Annotated in this window: 26 protein-coding genes and 2 tRNA genes; 8 read left to right on the top strand and 20 right to left on the bottom strand. The window is 69.0% G+C overall.

Annotated elements, in window-relative coordinates; all coding sequences use genetic code 11:
* Positions 1-19 precede the first annotated feature (19 nt).
* From rpmF to coaD, 4 genes are all read right to left on the bottom strand, one after another.
* Complete coding sequence (gene rpmF / locus DFO65_RS01815) at positions 20-223, bottom strand: 50S ribosomal protein L32 (protein ID WP_113902693.1); 204 nt, start codon at positions 221-223, stop codon at positions 20-22.
* Between the two features lie 2 nt (positions 224-225).
* Positions 226-744: a YceD family protein gene (locus DFO65_RS01810; protein ID WP_113902692.1), complete on the bottom strand. Its 519-nt coding sequence runs from the start codon at positions 742-744 to the stop codon at positions 226-228.
* Positions 745-873: 129 nt separating this feature from the next.
* A complete protein-coding gene (locus tag DFO65_RS01805) occupies positions 874-2,061 on the bottom strand; it encodes an MFS transporter (RefSeq protein ID WP_113902691.1) in 1,188 nt (395 codons plus the stop codon).
* Positions 2,062-2,064: 3 nt separating this feature from the next.
* The gene (gene coaD, locus DFO65_RS01800; protein WP_113902690.1) at positions 2,065-2,559 is read right to left on the bottom strand and encodes a pantetheine-phosphate adenylyltransferase; all 495 of its coding nucleotides are present in this window, start codon (positions 2,557-2,559) and stop codon (positions 2,065-2,067) included.
* Between the two features lie 152 nt (positions 2,560-2,711).
* On the opposite strand from coaD, the gene ehuB reads away from it, so the two are divergent.
* From ehuB to ehuA, 4 genes are read left to right on the top strand one after another with little or no spacing between them, the layout of a single operon-like run.
* Positions 2,712-3,593, top strand: coding sequence for an ectoine/hydroxyectoine ABC transporter substrate-binding protein EhuB (ehuB, locus tag DFO65_RS01795; protein WP_113902689.1), 882 nt, complete (start codon positions 2,712-2,714; stop codon positions 3,591-3,593).
* Positions 3,594-3,617: 24 nt separating this feature from the next.
* Complete coding sequence (gene ehuC, locus DFO65_RS01790) at positions 3,618-4,346, top strand: ectoine/hydroxyectoine ABC transporter permease subunit EhuC (protein WP_113902688.1); 729 nt, start codon at positions 3,618-3,620, stop codon at positions 4,344-4,346.
* Positions 4,343-5,002, top strand: coding sequence for an ectoine/hydroxyectoine ABC transporter permease subunit EhuD (gene ehuD / locus DFO65_RS01785; RefSeq protein ID WP_113902687.1), 660 nt, complete (start codon positions 4,343-4,345; stop codon positions 5,000-5,002). Before ehuC ends, ehuD begins: the two co-directional genes overlap by 4 nt.
* Positions 4,989-5,768 carry an ectoine/hydroxyectoine ABC transporter ATP-binding protein EhuA gene (ehuA, locus tag DFO65_RS01780; protein ID WP_113902686.1) on the top strand — a complete coding sequence of 260 codons (780 nt, stop codon included), beginning with the start codon at positions 4,989-4,991 and terminating at the stop codon, positions 5,766-5,768. Before ehuD ends, ehuA begins: the two co-directional genes overlap by 14 nt.
* A 35-nt stretch (positions 5,769-5,803) precedes the next feature.
* Here ehuA and rsmD read toward each other — a convergent pair whose 3' ends face one another.
* From rsmD to DFO65_RS01760, 4 genes are read right to left on the bottom strand one after another with little or no spacing between them, the layout of a single operon-like run.
* Positions 5,804-6,385 carry a 16S rRNA (guanine(966)-N(2))-methyltransferase RsmD gene (gene rsmD / locus DFO65_RS01775; protein ID WP_113902685.1) on the bottom strand — a complete coding sequence of 194 codons (582 nt, stop codon included), beginning with the start codon at positions 6,383-6,385 and terminating at the stop codon, positions 5,804-5,806.
* Between the two features lie 10 nt (positions 6,386-6,395).
* Complete coding sequence (locus DFO65_RS01770; protein WP_113902684.1) at positions 6,396-8,561, bottom strand: ATP-dependent DNA helicase RecG; 2,166 nt, start codon at positions 8,559-8,561, stop codon at positions 6,396-6,398.
* Positions 8,558-10,171, bottom strand: coding sequence for a DAK2 domain-containing protein (locus DFO65_RS01765; protein ID WP_113902683.1), 1,614 nt, complete (start codon positions 10,169-10,171; stop codon positions 8,558-8,560). The genes DFO65_RS01770 and DFO65_RS01765 overlap by 4 nt, the downstream gene beginning before the upstream one ends.
* Before the next feature lies 1 nt (position 10,172).
* Complete coding sequence (locus tag DFO65_RS01760) at positions 10,173-11,270, bottom strand: thiamine-phosphate kinase (RefSeq protein ID WP_113902682.1); 1,098 nt, start codon at positions 11,268-11,270, stop codon at positions 10,173-10,175.
* 33 nt (positions 11,271-11,303) lie between these two features.
* Here DFO65_RS01760 and DFO65_RS01755 point away from each other — a divergent pair, with 33 nt between their 5' ends.
* A complete protein-coding gene (locus tag DFO65_RS01755) occupies positions 11,304-11,828 on the top strand; it encodes a DUF3515 domain-containing protein (RefSeq protein WP_342766906.1) in 525 nt (174 codons plus the stop codon).
* A 15-nt stretch (positions 11,829-11,843) separates the two neighbouring features.
* Here DFO65_RS01755 and DFO65_RS01750 read toward each other — a convergent pair whose 3' ends face one another.
* The 7 genes from DFO65_RS01750 to leuC all read right to left on the bottom strand — a co-directional run bounded on the left by DFO65_RS01750 (position 11,844) and on the right by leuC (position 18,888).
* Positions 11,844-12,959 carry a D-alanine--D-alanine ligase family protein gene (locus DFO65_RS01750; protein WP_113902680.1) on the bottom strand — a complete coding sequence of 372 codons (1,116 nt, stop codon included), beginning with the start codon at positions 12,957-12,959 and terminating at the stop codon, positions 11,844-11,846.
* 58 nt (positions 12,960-13,017) lie between these two features.
* Positions 13,018-13,551: a YbhB/YbcL family Raf kinase inhibitor-like protein gene (locus DFO65_RS01745; RefSeq protein WP_113902679.1), complete on the bottom strand. Its 534-nt coding sequence runs from the start codon at positions 13,549-13,551 to the stop codon at positions 13,018-13,020.
* An 11-nt stretch (positions 13,552-13,562) separates the two neighbouring features.
* Complete coding sequence (locus DFO65_RS01740) at positions 13,563-14,570, bottom strand: NAD(P)H-dependent glycerol-3-phosphate dehydrogenase (protein WP_113902678.1); 1,008 nt, start codon at positions 14,568-14,570, stop codon at positions 13,563-13,565.
* 2 nt (positions 14,571-14,572) lie between these two features.
* Positions 14,573-15,313 carry a lysophospholipid acyltransferase family protein gene (locus DFO65_RS01735; RefSeq protein WP_113902677.1) on the bottom strand — a complete coding sequence of 247 codons (741 nt, stop codon included), beginning with the start codon at positions 15,311-15,313 and terminating at the stop codon, positions 14,573-14,575.
* The gene (gene murA, locus DFO65_RS01730; RefSeq protein ID WP_113902676.1) at positions 15,310-16,626 is read right to left on the bottom strand and encodes a UDP-N-acetylglucosamine 1-carboxyvinyltransferase; all 1,317 of its coding nucleotides are present in this window, start codon (positions 16,624-16,626) and stop codon (positions 15,310-15,312) included. Before murA ends, DFO65_RS01735 begins: the two co-directional genes overlap by 4 nt.
* Positions 16,627-16,786: 160 nt before the next feature.
* On the bottom strand, positions 16,787-17,386 hold the full coding sequence (leuD, locus tag DFO65_RS01725) for a 3-isopropylmalate dehydratase small subunit (RefSeq protein ID WP_113902675.1): 600 nt from the start codon (positions 17,384-17,386) through the stop codon (positions 16,787-16,789).
* A 26-nt stretch (positions 17,387-17,412) separates the two neighbouring features.
* Entirely contained in the window at positions 17,413-18,888 is a 1,476-nt protein-coding gene (leuC, locus tag DFO65_RS01720) for a 3-isopropylmalate dehydratase large subunit (RefSeq protein ID WP_113902674.1), read from the bottom strand.
* Between the two features lie 174 nt (positions 18,889-19,062).
* Between leuC and DFO65_RS01715 the strand changes: the two genes are divergently transcribed.
* Both DFO65_RS01715 and DFO65_RS01710 read left to right on the top strand, forming a co-directional pair.
* The gene (locus tag DFO65_RS01715; protein WP_113902673.1) at positions 19,063-19,779 is read left to right on the top strand and encodes an IclR family transcriptional regulator; all 717 of its coding nucleotides are present in this window, start codon (positions 19,063-19,065) and stop codon (positions 19,777-19,779) included.
* Positions 19,780-19,976: 197 nt separating this feature from the next.
* The gene (locus tag DFO65_RS01710; protein ID WP_113902672.1) at positions 19,977-20,705 is read left to right on the top strand and encodes a DUF4282 domain-containing protein; all 729 of its coding nucleotides are present in this window, start codon (positions 19,977-19,979) and stop codon (positions 20,703-20,705) included.
* Positions 20,706-20,955: 250 nt separating this feature from the next.
* Here the strand turns inward: DFO65_RS01710 and DFO65_RS01705 are convergent.
* The 5 genes from DFO65_RS01705 to DFO65_RS01685 all read right to left on the bottom strand — a co-directional run bounded on the left by DFO65_RS01705 (position 20,956) and on the right by DFO65_RS01685 (position 24,956).
* Positions 20,956-21,028: transfer RNA gene (locus DFO65_RS01705), tRNA-Glu, on the bottom strand.
* 38 nt (positions 21,029-21,066) lie between these two features.
* Positions 21,067-21,138, bottom strand: a tRNA-Gln gene (locus tag DFO65_RS01700).
* A gap of 234 nt (positions 21,139-21,372) precedes the next feature.
* On the bottom strand, positions 21,373-22,644 hold the full coding sequence (locus DFO65_RS01695) for an alpha/beta fold hydrolase (RefSeq protein ID WP_245940416.1): 1,272 nt from the start codon (positions 22,642-22,644) through the stop codon (positions 21,373-21,375).
* Complete coding sequence (gltX, locus tag DFO65_RS01690; RefSeq protein WP_113902671.1) at positions 22,641-24,107, bottom strand: glutamate--tRNA ligase; 1,467 nt, start codon at positions 24,105-24,107, stop codon at positions 22,641-22,643. Before gltX ends, DFO65_RS01695 begins: the two co-directional genes overlap by 4 nt.
* Before the next feature lie 42 nt (positions 24,108-24,149).
* The gene (locus DFO65_RS01685; RefSeq protein ID WP_113902670.1) at positions 24,150-24,956 is read right to left on the bottom strand and encodes a fumarylacetoacetate hydrolase family protein; all 807 of its coding nucleotides are present in this window, start codon (positions 24,954-24,956) and stop codon (positions 24,150-24,152) included.
* A 105-nt stretch (positions 24,957-25,061) separates the two neighbouring features.
* Here DFO65_RS01685 and DFO65_RS01680 point away from each other — a divergent pair, with 105 nt between their 5' ends.
* Positions 25,062-25,415, top strand: a complete 354-nt coding sequence (locus DFO65_RS01680; protein ID WP_113902669.1) for an iron chaperone — start codon at positions 25,062-25,064, stop codon at positions 25,413-25,415.
* Positions 25,416-25,430 lie beyond the last annotated feature (15 nt).

Genomic DNA, 25,430 nt, shown 5'->3' with positions numbered 1-25,430 from the left:
TGGTATCAGTCTCCACAGCTCAGACGTCAGCGACCTTGCGTCCCTTGTACTCGAGGTACAGCGGGGTGCCTGCTGAGTCTTCGACGACTTTGGCCTGGTGAGGGCGCGAGTACACAACGCGACCGTTCTCCACAGTCTTGACGAGGTTGGGCGCCTGCGCCTTCCACTGCGAACGACGGTGGCGGGTGTTGCTGCGCGACATCTTACGCTTGGGAACAGCCACGTCTAGCTCTCTTTCTTCTCATCCAATAGGTCCTTCAGTGCTGCGAACGGCGATTCGCTCTCGCCGGCTTCGACCTCCAGGTCTTCACCCAGGGTGAAGCTGAACTCCTCGCTGTCGTCCGCAACCGGACTGAACGGAAGAGCCATCACCACAGCATCTCTGATCGCGGGCTCGAGGTCGAGCTGATCACGGTCGATGACATAGGACTCCTCATCGCCATCGGCCTGCTCATAGACGTACATCTCGTTGATGTCGACATCTATGGGCAGCTCGATCTCGTCGAGAGTCCGCACGTCCTCGCCCCGGGCCACGGTCGAGACGCTGCCCGACACGTAGATCCCCTCCGACACGCTCTCGAACATCAGCTCGAGCGTCAGAGGCGAACCCTCGGCGACCCCGATCACTTCGATCTTCAGGTCCGCAGGAGCCGGCAGAGTGGCATTCACCCTCTCCCATTCACCGGGTCGACCGAGCAATCCCATGGACCTGAGATCGTAAACGAACTCCGATCGCTTCTTCATGCTCGCCCTCCTTCCGTGAAACAGGAAGCTGCTCCTACGTTCACACGCGACTCACCATTCTAGTCATGAAGCCGGGCCTTTACCAACTGCCGCCGGGCTCCCCGCGGTGTGCTCCTCGTCACGGACCGCTCACCATCTCTCGTGCCGCATCCGCCAGGTCACTCCCCCGGCGAGCAGGAGCAGCGCCCCGGAGATCGTGAAGACGATCCCCGCCCCGGCGACGACCGTGAGCAGCGAGGCCGCCGAGGGGATCGCCACCTGGCTGAGCCGATTGCCGGCGAGCCGGATCGAGAGCACCGCCGCCCGGTTGGCCGGGTCGGCGAGCGTCGAGACCCACGACATCGTCAGCGGCTGGGTCAGGCCGAAGCAGAATCCCGCGAGGAGCAGGAGGATCGCCAGCGCCCACGGAGCCGTGAGCACCGGGATGAGGATGACGCAGGCCCCGGACGCCGCCGAGGCGGTCCACAGCAGGGAGAGCAAGTGCCACCGGCGGGTGAGGACCCCGATGACCAGGCGGGAGAGGACGGAGGCGAGGGTGCGCAGGGTGAGCAGCCACGTCACCGTCGTCACCGACAGTCCGTTCTGCTCGCCGATGAGCGGGAGGTAGGCGGTCATCAGGTCGACCGCGGCCAGGGTCGTCATCGACGCGAAGATCGCCGGCTTCATCCCCCGCATCGACAGCAGCGACCAGGGCGTGCGGACGCTCCTGGCCGCCTCGGCGCGGGAGACGTGCGGGGTCCGCCCGCGCAGCATGACGACGACGGTGGCGAGCAGGGTCAGGGAGGACAGGGCGGTCATGAACCACAGCGCCGTCGAGATCTGCGGGGCGCCGGCCGTGGCGTCGGCGACGAGACCGGCGATCGGCAGGCCGATCGTCTGCCCGATCGAGACCCCGAGGGTGAGATGGCCGAACTTCGCCGTCAGCCGCGAGGCGGGGAAGCTCTGCGGGATGAGCGCCTGCGAGGCGACCGTCGTCAGCAGCTGCCCGAAGCCCAGGCTCATCGTCGCGATGAGGAGCACGCCGAGGTTGGGGGCGATCGCCGCGAGCGCGACGGGGACGATCGAGAGCACTGTGCCCGTCCACAGCACCGCCGTCGCGTAGCCGCGGTCGACGAGGCGGCCGACGAAGAGCGCGGTGAGCAGCGGGACGAGTGAGTAACAGGCGGTCATGAGACCGAGGACGACGCCGGAGCCGCCCAGCTCGAGGGTGCGATAGGAGATGAGGACCCGCACGCCGTTGTAGGTGGCATGTGCGAGGACGGTGTGGCTGACGAGTCCGGCGAACCAGAAGCGGGAGGACGGTGGCGCTGCGCTCATCGCCTACCGGGCGCCTGCGGCGCCGAGGGCGGTCATGACGGGATCGGGGACGAGTCCGCGGATGTCCCCGCCCCCGTCATGGACCTCCTTGATGAGGGAGGAGGAGACGTGCTCGAACTCGGGGCTGCCGGGGACGAAGATCGTCTCGAGGTCGGACAGGTGCTTGTTCATCAGCGCCATGGGCAGCTCGTAGGCGAAGTCGGTGCCCGACCGCAGGCCCTTGACGACGGCGGGGGCGCCGATCGAAGTGCAGTAGTCGACGAGGAGGCCGCCGGGGACGAGGTCGATGGAGATGTTGCCGGCCTCCCGGGTGCGCTCGTCGGCGGCCAGGCTCGCCCCGATGAGATCCGCGCGCCGCTCGGGATCGAAGCGGCCGGACTTCGCCGGGTTGTGGACGACGGCGACGACCACCTCGGCGAACATCCGCGCGCTGCGGGCGATGATATCGAGGTGACCCATCGTGATCGGGTCATAGGATCCGGGGCAGACGACCTTCATGGCCCCATCGTATCCCGCGGCGGAGACGGTCGATCGACGGACACGATTGCATAACGATGGCGGACAATGCCGCTTGCAGGGCGTGTGGTGCTTCGAAGATGGAGTGAGGTACGTCACTCATCAGTGCCTCTGCCCAACCGAAAGGGAAAGCAATGAACGCCACGAAGAGGATTGCCGCAGCGACCTCGGCCCTCGCACTCACCCTCACCCTGGGTGCCTGCGGCGGCAGCGACTCCGAGAAGAGCACGCTCCAGCAGGCCATCGACGACGGGACGGTCACCGTCGGCTTCGCCGGTGAGGCACCCTACAGCTTCGAAGAGGGCGGAGAGCTCACGGGGGCGTCCGTCGCGCTCGCGAAGGAGATCTTCAAGCGCCTCGGCGTCGAGGAGGTCGACGGGGTCAACACGGAGTTCGGTTCGCTGATCCCCGGGCTCAACGCCGAGCGCTTCGACGTCATCTCCGCCGGGATGTCGATCCTTCCCGAGCGCTGCGAGCAGGCTGCCTTCGGCAATCCGGAGTTCATGTACACGACCGCCCTGATGACGAAGAAGGGCAACCCGGAGGGGCTGAAGACCCTCGACGACGTCAAGGCGAAGGGCGCGACGCTCGCGACGATGACCGGCGCCATCGAATCCGACTACGCGAAGTCCCTGGGCATCGAGGCCATGCAGGTCGGCACCCCGCAGGACGGCATGGACGCCGTGACCACCGGTCGCGCCGACGCCTTCGCGCTGACCGGCATCTCGCTCAACTGGATGGCGAAGAACAACCCCGAGGCCGACGTCGAGGTGACCGAGTCGTTCGTCCAGGAGATCGACGGGGTCCCGCAGGTCGGCGCCGGCGCCACGGTCTTCCGCACCGCGGACACCGAGCTCAAGGACGCCTGGAACGCCGAGCTCGACAAGATCGTGTCCAGCGAGGAGGAGTACCTGAGCATCGTCGGCGACTACGGCTTCACCGCCGAGGAGCGACCCGACGGTTCGATCACCACCGAGCAGCTGTGCGCGGGAGACCTGCCCGGAGCGCAGTCATAGCCCGGCGCTGAGGGCCCGTCCGCCATGACCGGCAACTTCACATCACTCCTGGACTTCCTCCCGCAGCTGTGGGAGGGAATCCAGGTCACGCTCATCCTCACGATCGCCGGAGCGCTCGGGGCGATGGTCATCGCGCTCGTCCTCGGACTGCTGATGACCTCATCGCACGGCTGGCTGCGGATCCCCGCGCGGATCGTCGTCGAATTCTTCCGCGGCACCTCTCTGCTCGTCCAGCTGTTCTGGCTCTTCTACGTCCTCCCGCTGCTCGGCGTCGAACTCGACCCGATGTCGTGCGGCATCGGGGCGCTGGCGCTCAACTACGGCGCCTACTCCGCCGAGGTGGTCCGCTCCTCGATCGTCACCGTCGACCGCGGCCAGTGGGAGGCCTCGATCGCGCTCAGCCTCTCGCCGGCCCGACGGATGGTCCGCGTCATCTTCCCGCAGGCCTGGGCGCTGATGATCCCGTCACTGGCGACGCTGCTCATCCAGCTCCTCAAGGGCACGGCGGTCGTCTCCTTCATCACCCTGCAGGACCTCACCGACAAGATCAATCAGCTGCGCATGTCGACGAACGACACGATCTTCTCCTACACCGCGGGGCTGGTCATCTACTTCGTCATCGCCTGGCTGCTGCAGGAGCTGATGAACCTCCTCGAGCGCCGGGCCACCGCCCGCCTGGGTCGCAAGCGCCCGAACTCCCGGACCGAGCGCCGGCGGGCCCGCCGGCTCGCGCGCGGGGAGGTTCGGGCATGATCTGGAACTGGGACTTCGCCGCCGAGGCCCTGCCGCTGCTGCTGCGCGGCTTCGGCAACACCCTCATCGCCACCGTCGTGGGCACGATCATCGCCGCGATCCTCGGGCTCGTCATCGCCGTCGCGATCCGCGGACTGCCCCGGTCGGTCAACTGGATCGTCCGCCTGCTCCAGGCGTTCATCCGCAACACTCCCCTGGTCGTCCAGCTCCTCTTCATCTACTACCTGTTCGCGGGCATTCCGGGTCTCGTCGACGTGCCTGCCCTGGTCATCGGCATCATCGTCATCGGCGTCCACTACGCCACCTACATGTCGGAGAGCTACCGGGCCGGCATCGACGCGGTGCCGCCGGGGCAGCGGGAAGCGGCGATCGCCCTGTCCCTGCCACCCGTGCGGACGTTCACCGCGGTGATCCTCCCGCAGGCCCTGCGGGCGACCATCCCGTCGCTGGGCAACTACGCGGTGGCGATGTTCAAGGACACCCCGTTCCTCTTCGCGATCTCCGTCGTCGAGCTCGTCACCACCGCCCAGCAGTTCGGGGCCGCGAAGTTCGCGTACACGGAGGCCTTCACCCTGGCCGGTCTCATCTTCCTGGCCGCCAGTTACCCGACATCACTGCTCATCCAGAGATTGGAGCGGCGCCTTGCCACCTACTGAGAACACTCCGGCGATCGAGTTCACGGACGTCGAGAAGCGGTTCGGAGCCACCACCGTGCTCAAGAACCTCAACTTCACGATCAGTCCCGGCGAGCGCGTCACGCTCATCGGACCGAGCGGTTCGGGGAAGACGACGATCCTGCGCCTGATCATGACCCTGGAGGAGCTCACCGACGGCTACATCTTCATCGACGGCAGGCCCCTGACCCACACCGAGAGGAACGGCAAGCGGGTCGAGCTGCCGTCGAAGACCACGCGGGCCATCACCACGCGCATCGGCATGGTCTTCCAGCAGTTCAACCTCTTCCCCAACATGACGGTGCTCGAGAACATCATCGAGGCGCCCATCCACGTGCTGAAGAAGTCGAAGGACGAAGCCGTGAGGGACGCCCGGGAGCTGCTCGACAAGGTCGGTCTGGGAGAGAAGGCCGACGAGCACCCCTCCCGGCTCTCCGGCGGTCAGCAGCAGCGGGTGGCGATCGCCCGCGCGCTGGCGATGAGCCCGGAGATCCTCCTCCTCGACGAGGTCACCTCGGCGCTGGACCCGGAGCTCGTCGGCGATGTTCTCGCGGTGCTGCGGAGGATCGCCGAGACCACGGACATCACGATGCTGCTCGTCACCCACGAGATGCAGTTCGCCCGCGAGGTCTCCGACCGGGTGATGATGTTCGACGGCGGTCAGGTGCTCGAGGAGGGACCGCCGAGCCAGATCTTCTCCTCACCCCGCCACGAGAGGACCCGGACGTTCCTCTCCAGCGTGCAGTAGGCGTCAGCTCCTCGCCGCTGTCCGACCGGTTCTGCTCAGTCCCCGGGTGCGACGAGCTGGACGAAGTGGATGGTGGTCTCCCCGAAGGCCTTCGTGCGGAAGATCTCGAGACCGGAGGGCATCGTCGGCTCCGGGGACCGCGTCGAGCGTTCGAGGACGACGATGGACTCCTCGTCGAGCAGCCCGCTGACGAGCCCCAGTGTCTGCGTCACCGCATCCTCGCCGAGCGGGTAGGGCGGGTCCATGAAGACGAGGTCGAACACCCGCTCGTCCTCTGCTCCCCTCCCCCGGAGTCCGGCGAGGAACGTGATGACGTCGACCGTGTGGATCCGCACGGAGTGACCGACGCCCATCTTCTGCGCGTTCGCGCCGATCGCGCGGGCGGACGCCGCGGCCGAGTCGACGAAGTCGGCCTCGGCGGCACCGCGCGACATCGCCTCGAGCCCGAGCCCGCCCGAGCCCGCGAAGAGGTCGAGGACGTTGGCGGCGGCGACGACGCCGTACCCGTCGAGCATCGAGAACAGCGACTCCTTCACCCGGTCGGAGGTGGGGCGGGTGTTCGCCCCGCCGGGGGTGACGAGCCGGCAGCCCTTGTGCGCTCCTGCGATGATCCTCATGGCCGCCTCCTCAGCTCGCCTCGATGAAGTGCGCCGACTCCGCCGGAAGCACCCGTCTGATCAGGGTGCGCAGTCCCGGCAGGGCCGACAGGTCGGGGTCGACGGCGACGATCTTCTCCGCGAAGGCCCGCGCCCGTTCGATGACCGCGGCGTCGCGGAGCACCGACAGGTGGCGCAGAGACGATCCTCCCCATTGGGAGGCGCCGAGGACGTCGCCCTCTCCCCTGCTGTCGAGATCGTATTCGGCCAGGGCGAAGCCGTCGAGAGTGCCGGCCACGGCCCGGATGCGGTCGAAGCCCGGTTCGACCTCGGGCCGGTTGGTGAGCAGGAAGCAGGTCGCGGCTCGCCCGTCGCGACCGACCCTGCCCCGCAGCTGGTGGAGCTGGGCGACGCCGAACCGGTCGGCCTCGTGGATGATCATCATCGTCGCTCGCGGCACGTCGATGCCCACCTCGATGACGGTCGTGGCGACGAGCACGTCGATCTCCCCGGAGAGGAAGTCGTCCATCACCCGGTCCTTGTCGACCATCGGCATCCTCCCGTGCATGAGCCCGATCGACAGTCCCGTCAGCTCGGGAGCGCGGCGCATCCGCTCCTGGATCTCCTCGACGCCGATGAACTCCTCGATCCGCCCCGTCTCCGGGTCCTCGACCTCGGTGTTCTCGATCCGCGGCGCCACGACGAACCCTCCCTCGCCTCGGCGGACGGTGTCGGCGAGGAGCTGGTGGATCCGCGAGAGCCACGCCGGATGATCGGCCAGGGACACGGCATGGGTGGTGATGTCCTTGGGCCCGGCCGGCATCTCCTCGAGGGTGGACACGTCGAGGTCGGCGAACACGGTCATCGCGACGGTGCGCGGGATGGGCGTCGCGGACATGACGAGGGTGTGGGGCACCGTCAGTCCCGCCTTCGACCGCAGGGCCTCGCGCTGCTCGACGCCGAACCGGTGCTGCTCGTCGACGACGATGAGCCCGAGCTGGGCGAACATCGTCGTCTCCGACATCAGCGCGTGGGTGCCGACGACGATGTCGATCTGTCCCGCCGCCAGGTCGAGGGCCAGCTGCCGACGCTCCCTGGCCGGCATCGACCCCGTCATCAGGGCCACCCGGACCTGGTCGTCGTCGGCGAGCAGCGGGCTCAGCGCCATCTGGTCGCCGAGGAGCCTCTCGATCGAGCGGAAATGCTGGGTGGCGAGCACCTCGGTGGGGGCGAGCATCGCCGCCTGGGCTCCCGAATCGACGGCGATGAGCATGGCTCGCAGCGCCACGACCGTCTTGCCCGATCCCACATCGCCGTGGAGCAGCCGGTGCATCGCGGTGCTGCGCGCGAGGTCGTGGGCGATCTCCTCACCGACCCGGATCTGGGAGGCGGTGAGCGCGAACGGCAGGTCGGCGTCGAAGCGCCTGCTCCTGGCACCGAGGTCGAGCAGGGGCGTGGCCGAGAGCTGCTCGTAGTCGGCGCGGCGGGAGACGAGCTCGGTCTGGAGGGCGAGCGCCTCCTCCCACTTCCAGCGTTCCCGGGCCCGTTCCATGGCCGCCTGCGTCCGGGGCCGGTGCATGTCGTTCAACGCCGTCCGCAGGTCCGGGAGGTCGAGCTGCTCGCGCATCCCGGTCGGCAGCGGGTCCTCGAACTCGACCGGATCGGCGACGTCGAGGAGCACCTTGATCGCCTTCCACAGCCGGGACTGGGCGATGCCCTTGACCCGGGGGTAGACGGGGAACGGCGAGTCGAGGTCCTCCGGGGTCCAGGTCTCGTCGTGCTCGTCGCGGTTGAGCCACACCGGAGACTTCAGGGTCAGCTGCCCGCGGAACTCCTCGACGGTGCCGGCGAAGACGACGACGAGTCCCGGCGCCAGCTGCTGCTGCAGCCACTGCTGGTTGAAGAACGCGATCTTCATCGACTGCGTTCCGTCGTTGATGAGCACCGTGGTCAGGCTCGGCGGGCGCTTGCTCTTCTGGCCCGTCCTGCGTTCGAGCAGCCGGGTGTCGACGGAGAGCACCTCGGCCTGGACGATCGCGGTCTCGCCGATCGGCAGTCCGCCGAACGGGGTCTTCTCCCCAGGGACGAGGAACCGCCTGGGGAAGAAGCGGAAGAGGTCGCCCACGGTGTCGATCCCGCGCTTGCGGAGGAAGCCGAGGTCGCGCCTGGTGAAGTAGTCCTCGAGTCGCGCGCTCATTCGACTCCCATGATGAGCAGCGTCGAGGCGTCCCGGGCGTCGATCTCCTGCAGTCGCACGTGGGGATGCGATTTGCCCAGCCACCGGCGCAGATGAGTGAGCACGTCGGCCGGGCACGTCGTGCCGGTGACGACGGTGAGGAGTTCGCCGCCGGCGCCGAGGAGCCGCTCGGCGAGCTTCTCGACCAGCGAGGTCAGTTCGGTGCTCTGCGACTTCGGTCTGCCGTCGATGAGGACGCGGTAGAACTGCGCGGGCTGGTGGGAGGGATGCTCGTCGGACGGATGCGCCCCGGTCTCGAGCATCTGCGCGTCGATGAGGGGCAGCGCCCCGGTCGGCGGGTTCGTCGCCAGCTGCTCGGCGGAGACGATCGTGCCGACCCTCGTCGAGCTCGCGGCCTCGGTCATGTCGGCGAAGATCTCGTCGCTCGGGGCGAAGGGATCGTAGACGGCGAGCGCCGAGAGCAGGGTGGCGACGTTGCGGGAGCGCACGACGCGGGCCCCGCGCACCCCGCTCAGCGTCTTCAGCCTCGTCGTCGAGCTCGGGACGACGATGACGTCCCGGTCCTCGGCGGCGACGATCTCGGCCACCGCCTCGGCGGGCTCCCCCGGGCCCGGGGCCAGGGCGGTGGCTCCGTTGAGGGCGCAGTGCATGAGGAGCCCGGTGCCGGCGACCACGGCGACGAGGCGGGTCTCCCCGTCCTCCTCGTGCAGGCGCAGGTCCTCCATGTCCAGGCGGGCGATCCCGGTCTCGCCGAGGAGGTCGAGGACCGCGGCCGCCCGTGTCTCGTCCTCGACGTGGACATGGACCTTCGGCCCGTCGACGACGATCGACGTGCCGCCTGCCGCGTCGAGCGTCGCCCCGAGGGTGGGTGGGCAGTCGTCGGCGAGGATCGCGACGATCTCGAGTTCGTCGGCTCGGGCCGGGTGGATGATGCGCGGGCTCTTCGCGACCTCGGAGAGCATCGAGTCCTGCGGGGTGCGGCCGGTGACCGTCGCGTAGAGGAGGTCGAAGAGCTCGACGATGCCGGTCGAGCCCGCATCGACGACGTCGGCTTCGCTGAGCACCCCGAGCTGGGAGGTGGTCTCGCGCAGGGCGCTGCGCGAGCGCTGCCGGACCGCGGAGACGAGGGCGACGAGGTCGGCCCCGGAGTCGGCCATCTCGCGCGCTTCCTCGGCCATGGCGTCGAGGACGGTGAGCATCGTGCCGTCGACCGGTCGGGCCACGGCCCGGCGGGCGCGGATCGAGGCGAGTTCGAGGGCCTCGGCCATCGACTCGGAATCGGCGACGGTCACGCCCTCGAGGGCGTCGGCGACCCCCCGCAGGGCCACGGAGAGGATGAGGCCGGAGTTGCCACGGGCCCCGCGGCTCGCACCGGTCGCGACCGCGGAGACGACCTCGGGCAGGGTGACCGGTCCGGTGAGCTCCTCGACGGCGAGGTAGGCGCTGCGCAGCGTGTGGTACATGTTCGTCCCGGTGTCGCCGTCGGGGACGGGGAAGACGTTGAGCTCGTCGATCTCCGCGCGCTCCTTGCGCAGACGGTCGACGGCGCGTCGGGCCCAGCGGGCGGCCAGGCGGCCGTTGAGCCCGATCGCAAGATTCGATCCGTTCATGTCACTTCCCGAAATGGCTGAAACCGCTCGTCGGCAGGTCGTCGCCGTCGAGGCTGAGTCCGCTGCCGGCCGTCACCTCTCCGATTCTCCGCCAGCCTACCGGAGGCGGCAGGTCCGGCGCGGCGGTCGCCACGAACCCGTGGTCCTCTCCCCCGTTGAGCACCCACTCGAGGGCGAATTCCCTCCGTGCCGCCGCGGATCCGGGTGCCGCGCGATCCTCGGCATCCGTGCCGTCGCCGAAGAGGAACCGGACTGCCGGCATGAGGTCGTCGACGAGTTCGTCCAGGGCTGCGCTCTCGAGCGCCGCATGAACCCCGGAGGCGTCGGCGATGCGACGCAGATCGGTGCTCAGTCCGTCGGAGACATCGATCATCGCCGAGGCGCGCCCTGCCATCCGCGGGACCGCGGCATAGTCGGGCTGCGCGGCCAGCTGTGCGGCGATGAGTCGGGCCAGTTCCGGCTCACCGGTGTCGGTGAGCCGCGAGCGCACGGTCGAGGCGGGGTCCGGCGCGGTGATCTCGCTCAGTGCGCGTTCCCTGAGCTCGTCCCGGGCGAAGAGCAGATCGAGCCCGGCGGCCGCGCGGCCGACGGTTCCCGCGAGATGGATCGCGTCCCCCGGCCGGGCGCCGGACCGGGTGAGCGCCGCGCCGGGCCCGACCGTCCCCAGGGCGGTGATCGCGACGACGATGAGCCCGGACGAGGACAGGTCGCCCCCGACGATCGGCACCTCGCAGCCGAGTTCGGACCCGGCACGGGAGGCCTCGGCGAGGATGCCGGTGAACAGGGCCTCGAGATCCGCGATGTCCGTGTCATCCGGCACGGCCAGGGAGACGAGCAGTCCGTGGGGCACGGCTCCCATCGCGCAGACGTCGGCGAGGTTCTGGGCGGCCGCCTTGATGCCCAGCCGGTGCCAGTCGAGCCAGTCGCGGGTGAAGTCCTCGTTCTCGACGAGCATGTCGGCCGTCGACACGAGGTTCCCGCTCAGCGCGGTGACCGCCGCATCGTCCCCCGGTCCGACGATCACGTGCGCCCCGTCGCGGTTGTGGCCGAGGATGCGGGAGAGGACGTGTGATTCGCCAAGTTCGGACAGTCGGGTCATGGTCCAAGGTTATCCGGGAGATACGGTAGAACCATGACTTCACGCCGTGTCCCTGCGCCCTCCCCGAACCGGAGCCGATCGGCGCGTCCCGGGAGCCGCCGGGCGCTGATGGCGGGAATCCTCGCGGGGGTCGCCGGTCTCGCCGGCTGCGCGCCGACGGTCATCGTCGAGCCGGCCCCGGATGCGCAGAACCCGCTGTGCGCGGACATCATGCTCAGTCTGCCCGACGAGGTCTCCGGGGAGAAGGAGCGCAAGACCTCCTCGCAGGCGACGAAGGCGTGGGGGGATCCGAGCGTCGCGGTCCTGCGCTGCGGCGTCACGCCTCCCGGGCCGACGACCGATCCCTGCGTGAGCGTGGGCGACGTCGACTGGATCTCGCGCCCCTCCGAGGACGGCGACACCTGGCAGTTCACCAGCTACGGCCGCACCCCCGCCGTCGAGGTGCTCGTCAACCGCAAGGCCGGACCGGGTGCCGATGTGCTCGCCTCCGTGTCCCCCGCGCTCGAGCGGATGCCCGCCGAGGCGAGATGCGTCGGTGCCGAGGACCTCGAGGGCTGAGCCCTGCCCGCGGCCTCAGCGCCCGCGGGCGTGGTCGCGCTGGGCGATGGCGATGAGCTCGCTGATCAGCTGCGGGTAGTCGAGGCCCGAGTGGGCCCACATGAAGGGGTACGCCGAGGTGGGGGTGAACCCGGGCAGGGTGTTGATCTCGTTGATGAGCACCTCGCCTTCCCCGGTGACGAAGGTGTCGACCCGGGACAGCCCCGTGCAGTCGAAGAGCTGGAACACCTGGGCGGAGAGCTCGCGGATGCGTGCGGTCGTCGCCTCGTCGATGCGGGCGGGGCATGTCAGCTCGGCGTCGGCGAGGTCGAGGTACTTCGCCTCGAAGTCGTAGAAGTCGTGATCGCCGGAAACCTCGATCTCCCCCGGCAGCGAGGTGCGCACCTCGGCGTCGTGGAGCGACCCGAGCACGGCGCATTCGATCTCCCGGCCGATCACCTGGGGTTCGACGATGACCTTCGTGTCGTGCTCGAACGCGGACCGCAGCGCCGCCTCGAGGCCGGCGGCCGACTCGACCCGGCTGACCCCCATCGACGAGCCGGCCCGGGCGGGCTTGACGAAGACGGGGAACCCCAGGCCCGCGACCCGCTCCTCGGCGTCGCCGCGGTTCGCGTCCCACATCGCCGCGGTGACGAGCTCCCACGGGCAGGTGGGGACGCCGGCCTGGGCCAGGAGCGATTTCGTGTAGTGCTTGTCCATGCTCGCCGCCGAGGCGAACACGCCGGAGCCGACGAACGCGGTGCCGCTGAGCTCGAACAGGCCCTGGATCGTCCCGTCCTCACCGAACTGCCCGTGCAGCAGCGGGAAGAACACGTCGACGGGATCGAGCTCGGTCACGGTCCCGGATCCGTCGCGCTGGAGCAGCGGGGCTCCGGTGGCCGAGACGTGCGGGATCACCTCGGTGCCGTTCTCGGTCACCTCGGGCATGTTCGCCGGGTCGAAGCGCATGTCCGCCCAGTCGTCGACGATGCGCCAGACTCCGGTCCTCGTGATCCCGATGGGCAGCACCCGGTAGGCGCTCTCGTCGATCGCACCGATCACGCCGGCGGCGGTGACGCAGCTGACGGAGTGTTCGCTGGATCGTCCCCCGAAGAGAACTGCGACGAGTGGCCGGGGATCGGTGTCTGGCATATCTGTCCTTGGTCGACTGCGGGTCCGGGCTCGAGTGCGCGGACTCGAAAACTCTAGCTCAGGAGGCCTCGTAGGTGCACTCCAGCCACGCCCGCCCGATGCCCTTGAAGAACATGGTGAATCCGGCGTAGGCGGGAGAGGCGGACTCGTCGAGGCCGAGCTTCTCGGACAGGGCGGTGACGATGAAGAAGTAGCGGTGCGGTCCGTGTCCGGCAGGCGGAGCGGCGCCGATGAAGCGCGGTTCTCCGGCGTCGTTGCGCAGGGTCACGGTGCCCGCGGGGAGCAGGTCGGCCGCGGGGTTGCCCGCGTCCGTGGGCAGCGACGTGGTGGAGGCGTCGAGGTCGGTGACGACCCAGTGCCAGAATCCCGATCCCGTGGGAGCATCCGGATCGTAGCAGGTCACCGCGAAGGCCTGGGTCTCCGCGGGGAAGCCGGACCAGGACAGCTGCGGCGACCTGTCCTCACCGCCGGGGACTCCCATGATGCCCGAGAGCTGCGCCGCCGGCAGGACCTCACCGTCGGAGACGTCGGTGCTCGTGAGGGTGAAGGTGGGAAGTTCCGGGAGGTTGAAGAACGGTGAGTTGGCGCTCATGGGTGTCTCCTTCAGGCGGTGGGTCCTTCGTGCTTACGCTTCCGAGACAACAGCAAAGCCGCGAGTTCGTCAACCCTGAGCCGACCGGCGAGGACGGCGCAGACGGATTCGGTGATCGGCAGGTCGACGCCGTGCTTCCTCCCCAGTGCGAGGACGGCGGGGGCCGACTTCACGCCTTCCGCCGTCTGCGAGGTGTGCGCGATGACGTCCTCGAGGCTCATCCCCTCGCCGAGGTGACGGCCGAAGGTGCGATTGCGCGACAGCGGCGAGGCGCAGGTGGCGACGAGGTCGCCGAGCCCGGCGAGCCCTGAGAGCGTGTGCGCCTCGGCGCCCATCGCCACGGCCAGCCGTGAGGTCTCGGCGAGTCCGCGGGTGATGATCGAGGCCTTCGAGTTGTCGCCGAGGCTCTGCCCGTCGGCGATCCCCACGGCCAGGGCGATGACGTTCTTCACGGCCCCGCCCATCTCGACGCCGACGACGTCGGTGTTCGTGTAGGGACGGAAGTAGGAGTTCGCGGACAGCTCGGCGACCACCTCGGCGGTCTCGATGCTCTCCGAGGCGACGACGGTGGCCGTGGGCTGGCGGTCGGCGATCTCGCGGGCGAGGTTGGGTCCGGAGACGACGGCGATCCGCGAGGAGTCGACCTCCGCGACCTCGGCGATGAGCTCGGACATGCGCCTGCCGGTCTCGACCTCGATGCCCTTCATCAGGCTGACGAGGCGGACGCCGGGACGCAGGTGCGGCTTCCACCGGCCGAGGTTCGCGCGCAGGGTCTGGGCGGGAACGGCGAGGATGATCACCTCGGCGTCGGTGACGGCGGCGATGTCGTCGCTGGTGGCGGTGAGCAGCTCCGGCAGTCGACGCCGCCCCAGGTAGCGGGAGTTGGTGCGGGACGTGTTGATCTCCTCGGCGACGTCGTCGCGCCGGGCCCAGAGGGTGACCGGGAACCCGGCATCGGCGATGACGGCGGCGTACGTCGTGCCCCATGATCCCGCACCCAGCACTGCGGTCCTCGGCATGCTCACTCGCCTACCTCCTCGGTCATGAATCTCTGTGGGAGCGGGCGGCCGGAGAGGTCGGCGACCATGGCCGCGATCGTGTTCGTCAGTCGGCGGGTGAGGATCGTCTTCGACCGGTTGTCCTCACGGGACTGCCACAGGTCGTGGTACTCGATCGGCTCGCCGAACCGGACCACCGAGGTGTGGCGCAACGGCCTGGGCCGCGGCACCATCCGTCCCCGCGGTTTGACCTCCTCGAGGCCCCAGTGGGCGACGGGGATGATCGGGGCGGCGGTCTCGAGGGCGAGCCGGGCGGTGCCGGTCTTGAAGTGCTGGGGCCAGAACTCCTCGTCCTTCGTCAGCGTTCCCTCGGGGTAGATGACGACGACCTCCCCGCGCCGCAGGGCCTCCTTGGCGTACTCGAGCGAGTCCCCCGCCTGCGCCGAGGCGCGCAGCACCGGGATCTGCCCGAGTCCTTTGAGCACCGCGCCGAGCGCACCGCTGAACAGGCTCGACTTCGCGAGGAAGTGCGGCAGCCGCCCGTTGCGCCACACGGCGAGCCCGACGAGGATCGGGTCGAGGTGGTTGGAGTGGTACGCCGCGACGATCGCGCCGGTGCGCTGCGGCAGGTTCTCCGGGTTCTCCACCCTGATCTTCGACGTCAGCCGGAAGGCGCCGTAGGCGGTCGTCGCGACGGCGAAGGCGACGCGGCGCTGGGAGCGCACCGCGGCCGGGTCGAAGGAGACGAGTGCGTCGCCGCTCATGCCGCGACCTCGGCCCCCAGGGCCAGGAGCTTGTCGAGGAAGTTCTCGTATCCGCGGTTGATGAGCTCGATCCCGTGCACCTCGGAGGTCCCGCGAGCGGCCAGTGCGGCGATGAGGTGGCTGAAGCCGCCGCGGAGGTCGGGGACGTCGATGCGGGCGCCGTGCAACTCGGTGGGGCCGGAGACCACGGCCGAGTGCTTGTAGTTGCGCCGCCCGAATCGGCAGGGGGTGCCGCCGAGGCATTCGCGGTAGAGCTGGATCTTCGCCCCCATCTCGACGAGCGCGTCGGTGAACCCGAAGCGGTTCTCGTAGACGGTCTCGTGGATGATCGACAGCCCTTCGGCCTGGGTCATCGCGACGACGAGGGGCTGCTGCCAGTCGGTCATGAAGCCCGGGTGGACGTCGGTCTCCAGGGCGAAGGACGAGAGCCGCCCGCCGGGATGGCGGAAGCGGATGCCGGTCTCCGAGACGTCGAACTCGCCGCCGATCTTGCGGAAGACGTTGAGGAAGGTGATGAGCTCGGGCTGCGAGGCGCCCTCGACGACGATGTCGCCGCCGGTGGCCAGCGCCGCGCACGCCCAGGAGGCGGTCTCGTTGCGGTCGGGCAGCGCCCGGTGGACGAATCCGCCGAGGCTCTCGACGCCTTCGATGCGCACGACGCGGTCGGTGTCGACGGTGATGATCGCGCCCATCTTCTGGAGCAGGGCGATGAGGTCCATGATCTCGGGTTCGATGGCCGCGTTGCGCAGCTCGGTCACCCCGTCGGCGCGGACGGCGGTGAGGAGGACCTGCTCGGTGGCGCCCACGGACGGGAAGGGCAGCTTGACCTTCGTGCCCTGCAGCCGGCTCTCGGCCTTGAGCATGATGCCGCCCGGGGTCTTGTCCACCTCGGCGCCGAACTTCCGCAGCACGTCGAGGTGGAAGTTGATCGGACGGTCGCCGATGTGGCATCCGCCGAGGTCGGGGATGAAGGCCTGGCCGAGCCGGTGGAGCAGCGGACCGCAGAAGAGGATCGGGATCCGCGAGGAACCGGCGTGGGCGTCGATGTCGACGATCGATCCCTGGGCGACGTCGTAGGGGTCGAGGTGGAGCTCACCGTCGGGCTGATCGCCGTCGGGTCCGGGCGTGACGCGCACTCCGTGAAGTTCGAGCAGGCCGGTGACGATCTCCACGTCCCTGATCTTCGGCACCCCGCGCAGCACCGAGGGGGTGTCTCCCAGGAGGGAGGCGACCATGGCCTTGGGCACCAGGTTCTTGGCACCGCGGACCTGGACGGTTCCACCGAGCGGGTTCCCGCCGCGAACTTCGAGCATATCTCTCCCTGCGTCACTCTTGGACAGCGCACTCACCGCTGACGAGCGCGGACGTCTGCGACGACCTGGTCGCCGCCGACGATTGCGAACTCGTCCAAGACTAGCGCAGGTGCCGCTGCGCCCTCCTCAGCGCCGAGCCCTCCTCACCGGGGTCCCCGGATCAGGTCCGGGCGGGCAGGGTGCGGGGCTTGAAGCCCGGCCGCTTCGCCTCGAAATCGGCGATGAGCTCCTCTTTCGCCAGGGTCAGGCTGATGTCGTCGTAGCCCTCGAGCAGGCGCCAGCGCGTGTAGTCGTCGATCTGGAACGACACGGTGACCGTGTCGCACGTGACGGTTTTCTCACCCAGATCGACCGTGATCGACGTCCCGGGATGGTTCTCGAGGATCTTCCAGATGAGCTCGATGTCGTCCTGCTTGAGCTGGGCGGCGAGCAGTCCCTCCTTGCCGGCGTTGCCGCGGAAGATGTCGCCGAAGCGCGACGACAGCACGACCCTGAAGCCGTAGTCCTTGAGCGCCCAGACGGCATGCTCACGCGACGAGCCCGTGCCGAAGTCCGGACCGGCCACGAGCACGGAGCCGGCCGCGAAGTCCGGATCGTTGAGGACGAAGTCCTCGGCGGTGCGCCAGCGGTAGAACAGCGCGTCCTCGAACCCGGTGCGGGTGACCCGCTTGAGGAACTTCGCGGGGATGATCTGGTCGGTGTCGACGTTCGAGCGGCGCAGGGGCACGCCGATGCCGGTGTGAGTGGTGAAAGCTTCCATGGTTGTCAGGTCTCCTCGGGCGTGGCTCAGGCGTTCGACGTGGTCAGGGTCAGCCCCTGGCTGGGGTCCCACTTCACGGGCTCGGCGTCGCGCGGCACGTCGGCGACGTCGGCCGGGGAGGACAGCGTCCCCCTGACGGCGGTGGCCGCGGCCACCAGTGGGGACACGAGGTGGGTCCGCCCGCCCTTGCCCTGGCGGCCCTCGAAGTTGCGGTTGGAGGTCGAGGCGCAGCGCTCCCCCTCGGCCAGCTGGTCCGGATTCATGCCCAGGCACATCGAGCAGCCGGCGAAGCGCCATTCCCCGCCGAAGTCCTTGAAGATCCGGTCGAGGCCCTCGGCCTCGGCCTGCAGGCGGACCTTGGCGGAGCCGGGGACGACCATGAAGCGCACACCCTCGGCCTTCTTCCGGCCCCGGACCACCTCGGCGGCGGCCCGGAGGTCCTCGATCCGCGAGTTCGTGCACGAGCCGAGGAACACGGTGTCGACGGCGATCTCGCGCAGCGGGGTGCCCGGGGTCAGTCCCATGTAGGCCAGGGCGTTGCGGGCGGCGACCTTGTCGTTCTCGTCGGCGAAGTCGTCGGGGTCGGGCACGGAGGCCGACAGCGGCAGGCCTTGGCCGGGGTTGGTCCCCCAGGTCACGAACGGCTCGATGTCCTCGGCCTTGAGCACCACCTCGGCGTCGAAGACCGCGTCCTCGTCGGTGTAGAGGGTCTTCCAGTACTCGACGGCGGCGTCCCAGTCCTCGCCCTGGGGGGCGTGGGGGCGGCCCTTGACGTACTCGAAGGTGGTCTCGTCGGGGGCGACCATGCCGGCGCGCGCACCGGCCTCGATCGACATGTTGCAGATCGTCATCCGCGCCTCCATCGACAGCGCGCGGATGGCCGAGCCGCGGTATTCGAGGACATAGCCCTGTCCGCCGCCGGTGCCGATCTTCGCGATGATGGCGAGGATGATGTCCTTCGCGCTCGAGCCCTCGGGCAGTTCGCCGTCGACGGTGATCGACATCGTCTTGAAGGGCTTGAGGCTGAGCGTCTGGGTGGCGAGCACGTGCTCTACCTCGGAGGTGCCGATGCCGAAGGCCAGCGCCCCGAAGGCGCCGTGGGTCGAGGTGTGGGAGTCGCCGCAGACCACGGTCGTGCCGGGCTGGGTCAGGCCCAGCTGCGGGCCGACGACGTGGACGATCCCCTGCTCGGCGTCGCCGAGGCTGTGCAGGCGGATGCCGAACTCCTCCGCGTTCTTCCGCAGGGTGTCGATCTGCGTGCGCGAGGTCGGTTCGGCGATCGGCTTGTCGATGTCCCAGGTCGGGGTGTTGTGGTCCTCGGTGGCGATCGTCAGGTCGGGGCGGCGCACGGGGCGCCCGGCGTGACGGAGTCCGTCGAAGGCCTGCGGGCTCGTCACCTCGTGGACGAGGTGGAGATCGATGTAGATGAGATCCGGCGCACCGTCCTCGCCCTGAGAGACGACGTGATCGGCCCAGACCTTCTCGGCCAAAGTGCGTGACATGATTCCTCCCGCCGGTGCAGACGTTTCCCGCACCTGCTGTCCTTCCTCGAGCGCCGTTGTTCGGCCCTCAGCAACATTTTCCGGCACACCCGTGGTGGCCGTAAGAGGAATCTACTCGCCCGTATCGCAATGCGAACTTGCATCTCGCCCACTGAGACGCGCACAATGGTGTCTATGACAAGCAATGGTAGCGGCGTCGGGGTCATCGACAAGGCCGCAATGGTTCTCTCCGCCCTCGAGGCCGGACCCGCCTCTCTCGCAGAGCTCGTCTCATTGACCGGACTGGCTCGCCCCACCGCGCATCGCCTCGCCGTTGCCCTCGAATTCCACCGCATCGTCGGCCGCGACCTCCAGGGGCGCTTCGTGCTCGGCCCGCGGCTGGCCGAGCTGTCCTCGGCCGCCGGTGAGGACCGGCTGCTCGCCGCGGCCGGCCCCGTGCTGGCCCAGCTGCGCGATCAGACCGGTGAGTCCGCGCAGCTCTTCCGCCGCCAGGGCGACCTGCGCCTGTGCGTCGCGGCGGCCGAGCGCCCCGTGGGACTGCGCGACTCCGTGCCGATCGGGGCGACCCTGAGCATGCGCGCCGGATCCGCCGCCCAGGTGCTCCTGGCCTGGGAGGAGCCCGACCGACTCCACACCGGACTGCGCGGAGCCCGGTTCTCCGCGACGATGCTCTCCGGCGTCAGGCGCCGGGGCTGGGCGCAGTCGATCGCCGAGCGCGAGCGCGGAGTCGCCTCCGTCTCGGCTCCCGTCCGCGGTCCGAGCAATCGGGTCGTCGCCGCCGTGTCGATCTCCGGCCCCGTCGACCGTCTCACCCGCCAGCCCGGCCGGCTCCACGCGAAGTCCGTCGTCGAGGCCGCCCGGACGCTGACCGAGGCGCTGGTCCGGGGGTAGTCGGGCCTGGACGCCTGGTCCGTGGGTGGTCGGATCGGGGCCGAGCTTCGAGGGACGCCGGAACGCCCAGGCCCGGGTCGCCCGGGCCCAGGCCGGCCGGGTCGGGGTACGGCAGAGGTGCGCAGACTCCGTTGACACGACAGGGCCTCCTGATAGGTTGCAGGTGTCCGGACTCACCTCGATCGAAGGAGGATTCCATGTCCACTCCCCAGGATCCGAACGGCACAGCAGACCGATCCCGCGGTTCGCAGGCCGGCGACCCTCGGCCCAGCCAGTCCGAATCGAACTCGTCGAGCCACCTCGGCGATGATCTCTACGGTTCGGCGAGCGGTCAGTCCAGCCAGGCCCAGGGGCAGCACCAGTCTGTCCACCCCCAGCCGGGCCAGTACCAGCCGGGTCAGCCCCAGGGGCAGCACCAATCGGATCCGTACTCGGCGGCGAACGCGGCCCAGTACCAGTCCGGTCAGTACCCGTCGCACCCGTACGCCGCGGACACTCCCGGACCATATGTCGCCCAGCAGGGCCAGAACCCATACGGCGGACAGGGTGCGAACCCCGGTCAGGGCAAGCGCCCCGGCTTCTTCAAGTCCCTGTTCGACTTCCGCTTCGATGACTTCATCGCCGTGCGCTGGGCGGGGATCATCTACATCATCACGATCGTCATCGCCGTCCTGTCGTGGATCGGCACGATCCTCAGTTCGATCATGGTCGGACTCGCCGCGAGTGCCGCGACGACCTTCTATTCCGGCGACTTCTACACCGACGCGCCCGGATTCAATCCCTGGCCGCTGATCCTCGCCATCCTCCTCGGCTGGATCGTTCCGCTGCTGTGGGTGATCTTCGTCCGCCTCGTCCTCGAGCTCGTCGTCTCCTCGGTCAGGACCGCGCAGCACACGAGGAGGATCGCCGACTCGGTCGGCCGGTGAGTCGCTGAGCCGCCTCCCTCGAAACACAGCACGGTCTTCTCTGCAGGGCACTGTTTGCGAACAGTGCCCTGCAGAGAGGACCGTGCCATTGTGTGAAGAGACAGGTGCCGATCGCAGTGGACCGAGCTTCTCGCAGAGGACCGTGCCGTTCTCGCACTGCGGAAATGCCCGAAGAAGGGGAACTGCCAGAGCAATCGGGTCGTGAATTAGAGTGAGCCCCGCACCGATTCAACGATGCGGGGCTCAACCGTACCCCCGAGCAGATTCGAACTGCCGTTACCGCCTTGAGAGGGCGGCGTCCTAGGCCACTAGACGACGGGGGCCGAAGACAATCCCGGAAGCGAACTTCCGAAGCTGTCCGCTGGGGTACCAGGACTTGAACCTAGACTAAGTGAACCAGAATCACTCGTGCTGCCAATTACACCATACCCCAATGCGTTACAAGCTCTTCCTCGCGGATTCGCTCGTCAGCAACGAGATATAACTCTACACAACGCCTTCGCCGGGAGACAAATCGAGAAGCCGGTTTTCAATGTGACCTCCGACACTGCCCGGTTGGGGGCCTCACCACGGCTTCTCGGTCCGGCTCTGCGCCCGTCACCCCGGCCCACCGCGGGCGGCCTCCCTATCTGGGCCTCGGCCGCGGGCGATCTCCCGCCCACGGGTCTCAGCCGCGGGCCAGCCCGATGAGCCGGTCGAGCACCCTGTACCCGTCGGCGCGCAGCCCGTTGTGCTCGTACTCGTTCGTCACCCAGGCCCTCACCCCGCCGAGGTGCTCCGCCGTCGCCAGCGAATGCTCGACCGGCACGTAGGCGTCCTCGAAGTACACGGCCGCCGCCCCGCGCACCGGCGAGGCCTCGAGGGCGGCCACATCGTAGAGCGCCGGCCACTGCCGCCGGGCGATCGCCTCGGCGACGTCCGCGAAGGGAGCGAGCTCCGGATCTTCGACGAACGACTCCGGGCCCGCGTGCTCGCCGGCCAGGAGGGTCGGGTCCGCGCGGACGTCGGCGGGCATCGCCCGTCTGGCCGCCCACTCGGTGGTCGTGCCATCGGCCCAGCAGGACTCGTGGATGACCGCGTAGAGCGGATTGCGGCCGGAGAAGGGCAGGCCGGCCGCGAGGTCGTGCCGGAAGGCCGCCGAGGCGGGGTCGAGGTCGAGCAGGTGGTGGAGCTTCTCGGATCCGTCGGAGGCGCCGAGGTGGTGCCCGAGCAGCCGCAGCCGTTCGGTCGTCGCTCGTGCGCCGCCGGGAAGGGCGATTCCGCCTTCGGACTCGGCGAGGTCGATCAGCCGGGCCATCCTCTCCCGGTCGCCGGGGAACGCGCGGTAGTGCTGCTCCGACTTCCGCTTCATGCCCTCCCAGGTGGTCGCGTACACGGTGGCGGGATCGACGCCGAGGGCGGGCAGCCCGCCGGTGAAGTACACCTCGTCGAGCGACTCCGAGTGGGCGGAGACATAGCGCAGTGCCGTGAATCCGCCGAAGGACTGCCCCAGCAGCGACCACTTCTCGATGCCGAGTTCGGCGCGCAGGAGTTCCGCGTCCTCGACGATGGAGTCGGCCCTGTAGCGGCTGAGCTGATCGGCGACCGCGGACGGGTCGGCCGTGGGGTCGAGAAGTCCCGTGATCGCGCCGTCGACGGAGCCGATCGGGCTCGACCTGCCGGTGCCCCGCTGGTCGAGCAGCACGACTTGGAAGTCCTCAAGCGCCCGTGCCTGCCAGGTGCTCGCACTCACCGGGGTGGTGGGGCGCGGGGCTTCGAAGCCCGGTCCGCCCTGGAGGAAGACGAGAAGGGGCTTCGTGCTCTCCGCCTCGGTGGCCATGATCCGGGCGAACACGGTCAGCGTCCCCTCCCCGCCGGCGCCGAAGTGGTCGAACGGGACGTCGAGGCTGACGTCGCGGAAGTGGAGGCCGCCGCGCTGCCACCGATCGACTGCGATCACAGGCGATCCCTCAACGCCCGCAGCCGGTGCAGGGACGACTCCCTGCCGAGGATCTCCATCGACTCGAACAGCGGCGGCGAGACCCGGCGGCCGGAGACGGCCACCCGCAGCGGGCCATACGCCAGACGCGGCTTGATCCCCATCTCGTCGACGAGCTTCGCCTGCAGGACCTCCTGGAGCTTCTCGGTCGTCCAGTCCTCGAGTCCCTCGAGGACGCCGAGAGACGCATCGAGGACCTCGGGGGCGGAGTCCTTGAGCGTCTTCAGCCCGTCCTCGGCGATGACGAGCTCGGCATCCGGGGTGAAGAGGAATCCGAGGAGGTCGGGGGCTTCCCCGAGCAGATTCATCCGGGTCTGGACGAGCGGTGCGGCCTGGTCGAGGATCGTCAGCTGCTCGGCGCTCGGCTCTGCGGGAAGCACCTCGGCGGCCTGGAGGTGGGGCACGAGACGGTCCCGGAAGTCGGTCGGATCGAGGAGTCGGATGTGGTCGGCGTTGATGGCCGTGGCCTTCTTGACGTCGAAGCGGGCCGGGTTGGGCAGCACGTCGTGGATGTCGAAGGCGGAGACGAACTCGTCGACGGAGAACACATCGCGGTCGGGTCCGATCGACCAGCCGAGGAGGGCGAGGTAATTGATGAATCCTTCGGGGATGAACCCGTTGTCGCGGTGGAGGAACAGGTTCGATTCGGGGTCGCGCTTCGACAGCTTCTTGTTGCCCTCGCCCATGACGTAGGGCAGGTGGCCGAACTCGGGGGTCGCCGCGGCGATGCCGATCGACTTGAGCGCTTCGTAGAGGACGATCTGGCGCGGGGTCGAGGAGAGCAGGTCCTCGCCGCGCAGCACATGGGTGATGCCCATGAGCGCGTCGTCGACGGGGTTGACCAGCGTGTAGAGCGGCTGACCGTTGGCACGGACGACGACGAAGTCGGGGATCGTGCCGGCGCGGAAGGTGATCTCCCCGCGCACGAGGTCGGTGAACGTGATGTCCTCGTCGGGCATCCGCACCCGCCACACGGGTTCGCGTCCCTCGGCCCGGAACGCGGCGATCTGCTCGGGCGTGAGGTCCCGGTCGTACCCGTCGTAGCCGAGCTTGGGGTCGCGGCCGGCGGCCCTGTGCCGGGCCTCGACCTCCTCGTTGCTCGAGTACGACTCGTAGATGTGCCCACCGGCTTTGAGCTTCTCGATCACCTCGGCGTAGATGTCGCCGCGCTGGGACTGGCGGTAGGGTCCGTCGGGCCCGCCCACCTCGATGCCCTCGTCCCAGTCGAGGCCGAGCCACTTCATCGCCTCGACGACCTGGGAGAAGCTCTCCTCGGAGTCGCGGGCGGCGTCGGTGTCCTCGATGCGGAAGACGAAGGTCCCGCCGGTGTGCTTCGCGTACGCCCAGTTGAACAGGGCGGTGCGGACCATGCCGACGTGCGGGGTGCCGGTGGGCGATGGGCAGAAACGAACTTTGACGCTCACAGTTGTCCTTCTGGATCAGTGGTGGGTGGTGCGGACGCCGGCTCAGGCGTCCATGACGGGGTTGGAGAGCACACCGAGGCCGTCGATGGCGATGTCGACGCGGTTGCCGGCGACGATCCGGCCGACACCGGCGGGAGTGCCGGTGAGGATGACGTCACCGGGCAGCAGGGTGATGGTCTCGGACAGGTGCTCGATGAGGGTCGGGATGTCGAAGATGAAGTCCTCGGTGTTCCCGTCCTGTTTGAGCTCGCCGTCGACCCACGAGCGGATGGCGAGGTGGTCGACCTCGAGCTCCGTCTCGATCCACGGACCGAGGGGGCACGAGGTGTCGAAGCCCTTCGCCCGCGACCACTGCTTGTCCGATTTCTGGATGTCGCGCATGGTCACGTCGTTGCCCGCCGTGTAGCCGAGCACATGGTCATACGCGTTCTCGGCCTTGACGCCCTTCGACACGCGCCCGATGATGACGGCCAGCTCCGCCTCGTAGGAGACGCGCTCGCTGATCGCGGGCAGCCGGATCGGGTCACCGGGGCCGATCACCGAGGTGTTGGGCTTGAAGAACGTCAGCGGGCTGACGGGAACCTCGTTGCCGAGCTCGGCGGCGTGATCGGCGAAGTTGCGGCCCACTCCGATGACCTTGGACCGCGGCAGGATCGGGCTGAGCAGGCGGACGTCGTCGAACTTCAGCCGCTCCCCCGTCGACTGGGCGGGAGAGAAGAAGGGGTCCGAGTCGAGGACGGCGAGGCTGAGCCCCGAGGTGTCCCACCGACCATCAACGATGTCGGGGACTTCGCCTTCGACCACTCCGTACTTGGGTTCGTCCTGGTGCACAAATCTGGCAATTCGCATGGGGCCAGTCTAGTCACCGCCGACTCGCCGGTCCCGCCGGACCTCCGCGTCTACCATGGGAGAGGGATCGACGATCCGACCGGCCACGAGAAGTGAGGGACCACCATGACCGCAGCCGATCACGACGCCTACATCGCCGCGGCTCCCGAGGCGTTCCGGCCGGAGCTGCACCGGCTGCGCATCGTCCTCGCCCGCACCCTGACCGATGCGGACGAGATCATCGCCTACGACATGCCCGGCTTCAGGATCGAGGGCACGATCGTCGCCGGCTACGCGGCGTTCAGCAGGCAGTGCGGACTGTACTTCCACCCGGGTGCCATCGCCGCCCTCGCCGAGGAGATCGCGGCCGCCGGCCTCAAGGCCACCAAGACCGGCATCACCTTCTCCCCGCGCAAGCCGATTCCCGACGACCTCGTCGTCCGGCTGGCCCGCGCGTCTCGACAGGAGGCAGGGGTCTGAGCCCTGGCCTGGGAC

It is taken from the genome of Brevibacterium sanguinis (assembly GCF_003315415.1).
Taxonomy (GTDB): Bacteria; Actinomycetota; Actinomycetes; order Actinomycetales; family Brevibacteriaceae; genus Brevibacterium; species Brevibacterium celere_A.
Note: the sequence above shows the minus strand (reverse complement) of the source record. Positions and strands in the feature narration are given on the sequence as shown.